The 4243-nt window shown below is 63.5% G+C and carries 3 protein-coding genes; all 3 read left to right on the forward strand.

Translation table 11 applies throughout. From position 1 onward, the window contains the following. Positions 1-352 precede the first annotated feature (352 nt). Positions 353-1981 (forward strand): efflux transporter outer membrane subunit, encoded by a 1629-nt coding sequence (locus FN369_RS08860; RefSeq protein WP_246189643.1) that lies wholly within the window; start codon positions 353-355, stop codon positions 1979-1981. Next, positions 1978-3273: an HlyD family secretion protein gene (locus tag FN369_RS08865; RefSeq protein ID WP_142525797.1), complete on the forward strand. Its 1296-nt coding sequence runs from the start codon at positions 1978-1980 to the stop codon at positions 3271-3273. The genes FN369_RS08860 and FN369_RS08865 overlap by 4 nt, the downstream gene beginning before the upstream one ends. A gap of 55 nt (positions 3274-3328) precedes the next feature. Next, positions 3329-4243: MFS transporter (locus FN369_RS08870; RefSeq protein ID WP_142525798.1), on the forward strand; the 915-nt coding region annotated here is incomplete at its 3' end.

The raw sequence follows: 4243 nt of genomic DNA on the forward strand, positions 1-4243 counted from the left end.
GCTCCTGCCGTTCTTTCCCGGTCGGCCTCGCTTCGAGTAGGAGAGAGGCCGACCCCCGGATCCGACTCGTCGCGACAAGGGCGGCGCACCGGCTTGACTTTCGCGGAATTTTCCGGAAACTCTTGCTAACCGGGAGGCCCGAATTCGGTGGGAAGCTTTGCTTTCCTGCACGCTCCGAGCCGGAAGAGGCTTCAAATTCGGGACGAACCTCCGGCGGCTATTTCGCTGTGCGCGAGAGGAGCGGTCTCCTTTCGCTGCTGCGCGATCCGCTGGCTCGAAAAGCCAAACCGCAGTAGAAGGTGGCGGGCTTATTTTGTTAAGTGAGTATTTACTTACATAAGTAGGAGAGCAGATGTCGGTCTGTCGTCCGCTTTCTTCGGAAGCGTCGATGATCTTGGGTTCGGGGCTGGTCGCGCCCCTGCGTTCCTGGATCGAAGCAAACGGAACTGGGGAGAAAGAAGCGGAGCGGGGGCGTGCGATCCCGCGCGCAAGAGCCCGCAACTGCTTCCCTTGGCTCTGGACGTGGGTTGGTGCGCTCTCCGTATCCCTTGCCGGCTGTGCCTATCTCCCCAAGGATAGCAGGCCCGCGACGCCGATCGCTCCACCGGCGATGGCGGCGACGGTCTCCTCCGTCGGCCCGGATGCTTTCTCCCTTTCTTCCGAATGGCCCCGAAACTTCTGGTGGCGGAGCCTCCGTTGCCCGGAGCTCGACCGGGTCCTGCATCTGGCTCTCACGAGCAATCCCGATCTGCGGGCGACTCGCCAACGGGTGCATCAGGCTTGGGCGATGGCGGCCGGGGCCCGGAGCCGCTATCTTCCCTCCGTCGGAGTACGGCCATGGCTGGCAAACTCGTCGATGGGCGTCTGGGGCTTTCCGGGTTCGAGCTTCTTCGGTCCGTTCGGGACGAACTCCTTTTTCTTCGCCGATATCATTCCCCTGTTTGGCAACTACCATGTCGATCTCTGGGGGGAAGACCGAGCGCGGGTCCGGGCCGCTGTGGGCGAGGCGCGCGCCGAGGAGTCTGAGGTTGCCGTCACCCGGCTTCTCTTAGGTGCCACTGTGGCCCGGAGCTATGTCCGACTCGCGGCGGCCCAAGAAGAGCTCCTCTTGGCGCGGCGGAGAGAAACAGTCGCCCGCGAGCTCCTTTCGCTTTCCCGGGTGCGGGGATCGCACGGAGTCGACAGCCTCTTTCCGGTCCACACGGCGGAAGAGCGGTTGGAAAGCGCTCGGCAGGACGTGGCCGCGCTCGAGCGGGAGAGCCAAAGCTTGCGCAACGAGATCGCTCGATTGGCGGGGCAGGGCCCGGACTGGGGGAGGACGCTTGTCGCCTCGGAGGCGAGCTTCCCCCGCCGCTTTCCGCTGCCGGAGCGGATCGCCTTCGATCTTCTCGGCCATCGTCCGGATGTCGCCGTGGCGCGCTGGCGGGCGCAGGCGGCCGCGGAGCAAGTAAAGGTGGCCAAGACCGCGTTCTATCCGAACCTCAATCTCGTTGCCTGGCTCGGCTTCCAAACGTTGAACTTTCCCACCCTCTTCCTGAGCCCCGGCCTCCCACTCATGTACATGGCGGGCCCCGCCATCACGCTGCCGATCTTCGAGGGCGGACGGTTGACGGCTCAGCTTGAGTCGGTGGCAGCGGAGTATTCCATCGCCGTGGAACGCTACAACAGCGTCTTGCTCTCGGCGGTGCAGCAGGTCGCCGACGCTCTGGTATCCTGGCAAGAGGCGGTCCAGGATCTGGAGGCGCAGGAAAGGGCGGTGCAGGCAGCAACGGCGAATGTCGAGCTGGCGCAGCGCCTCTTCGCCTCCGGCCTCAACGTGCGGCAGGATCTGCTCGAGATGCAGTATCGGCTGGCGGAAGAGGAGAGTCGGCTCAGCATGCGCCATGCCCAGCATGTGGATTCGGCCGTGGGACTCCTGGTTGCCCTGGGCGGGGGGTTCGAGCCCGCCGCGGTTTCGGAGTGGCCGCGTAAGGAATTATGATCCGCGAGCTTTGGGAGCGCTGGCAGCGAGGGCTCTCCCGGAATCTGTTGGCTCGGACGCCTCCCCGCCTCCGGCGGCGGGTGATCCGAAACCGACGCCTTCTGTTCTTTGCCGGATTCTCCGCCTTTGGCTTGGTTCTCTTGTTGCTCTGGTGGTGGCTCTTCGCCAGCCGTTGGGTCGTGACCAACGATGCCTACGTCACCGGCAATCTCGTCCCGGTCAAATCCCAGGTGACTGGCACGGTCGTCGAGGTGCGCTATGAAAATACGCAATTTGTTCGGCAGGGGGCAATGCTCGTCCGACTGGATGGGCTCGACTCCCGCGTCGCCTTGGAAGGGGCCGAGGCCCGATTGGGCGAGGCGGTCCGGCGCGTGGAAGCCCTGTTCAGCCAAGTAATGCTCGACAGACAGAGGATCCTGGCGCAATCCGCACGGCTCGAGCGGCTCCGGCATGACTTGGTGCGGTACCGAGCCGTTGCGTCTTACGGCGCGATCCCCGCCCAGCAGGTCGACGATACCGAATGCCAGATTCGGGAGTTGGAAGCCACGGTTCGGGAGGTCGAGGCGGACTGGCAAGCGGCGGAGGCGCAGATTCGGAGAACGACCGTCGAGAGCCACCCGCAGGTGCTCGAGGCCGCCAGCGCCCTCAAGAAAGCATACTTGGACTATGTCCGGAGGGAAGTCCAAGCTCCCGTCAGCGGATTCGTCGCCAATCGCCGCGTTCAGCCGGGGGATGAGGTCCACCCGGACACTCCGCTCATGGCCGTCGTTCCGCTCGACTATCTCTGGGTCGAGGCGAACTACCGGGAGCGGGAACTCCGGCGAATCCGCCCGGGCCAGAGCGTAAGGATCTCTATCGACCTCTACGGCCATCGCCGGCGCTATCATGGCGTGGTCGAGGGGATTGGAGCCGGAACCGGAAGTGTCTTCGGCCTCCTTCCCCCGGAAAACGCCACCGGCAACTACATCCACATCGTCGAAAGGGTACCCGTTCGGATCCGGCTCTCCGAAAAGGAAGTGCGCGCCAATCCGTTGCGTCCGGGCCTCTCCGCGGTAACGGCGATTCATGTGAGCGAGCGGGGGATCTCGGTCCTCGAATCGTTGGCCCGGTTTCCCAAGGAGAAGTACGAAGCGCCATTCTACGAGCAACAGCTCGGCGGGGCCGAGGAGAAGATCCAAGCGATCATTGCCGCCAACCGCCGGCACCCCCGGGCTTCGACCGAGGGGCTGCAGGAAAGAAGAGAGCCTTCCGGAACCCAAGCGCCCGCAGCCCCTTCCCCGGTACAGCCATGATGCGGCGACTCGATCCTGCCGGGTTTGGGAGAGAAGGAGGGCTAGGGGCATTTCGATGAAAGCGGAGATCGCTCTGCGCGGGTGGCGATTTTGGGTCATTCACATCGTTCTCCCTTTGGAATTTGCCCTCGCCCTCTACGGCTCCTCCTCCTACGCCGCATTTAGCCTCTTCTCGATCGGTGATCTGGGCCAGAGCCCGAGCCACGCCTCCTGGAGCTCGGCGATCTTCTTTTCGGGGCGGGCCTTCGGGATGTTTTTGGCCCCCTGGCTCTCGCGCCGCTTTCGACCGACTCCCTCGCTCCTCGCCTCCTGCTTCGGTTTGAGCGCTTCATCCTTTCTCTGTGGGCTCGTCGGGGATTTCTACCTCTTCCTCGGCCTTCGGCTCGTGCTTGGCTTTTTTTCGGGAACGGCGATGATCCTAGCCCAGTTCCTCACCCTCCGCCTCCACCCCGTCGAGCGATGGCCGAATGTCATCACCGGCTTCGGCCTTCTCTTGGGAAGCACCTTTGCGTTCGGACCCAATCTGGGTGCCTGGATGGAAGAGCCCGTCGGATGGCGCGCCTTTTTTCTCGATGTCTCCCTGCTCCACTTTTTCTTCGGAGGTCTCCTTTGGGCGGTGCTTGTCCGCCGGAAGGAGGAGCGAGTCGCCTTTCGGTTCGATTGGACGGGTCTGAGCCTCCTCCTTCTCTCTGCGCTCTCACTCCAGACGGCGGTCGTCCGCGGACAAGACGAGGATTGGTACAACTCGACCTGGATCGTCCTCTTGCTGGTGGTCGGCGTTCTCTCCTTGATTGCTTTCGGGGTCTGGGAATTGGGAGAGAGGGAGCCGCTCATCGATGTGCGGCTCTTTTTGCAGCCCCATTACTCGATCGGGGTTTTCGCGAGCTCTCTCCTCCTTCTGCTCGCCTTCGGGATGCTCTCCTTGGTTCTCCTCAATCTCCAAACGATCGGCGGTTATACGCCCGATCTC

This window comes from Methylacidimicrobium cyclopophantes, from assembly GCF_902143385.2.
GTDB lineage: Bacteria > Verrucomicrobiota > Verrucomicrobiia > Methylacidiphilales > Methylacidiphilaceae > Methylacidimicrobium > Methylacidimicrobium cyclopophantes.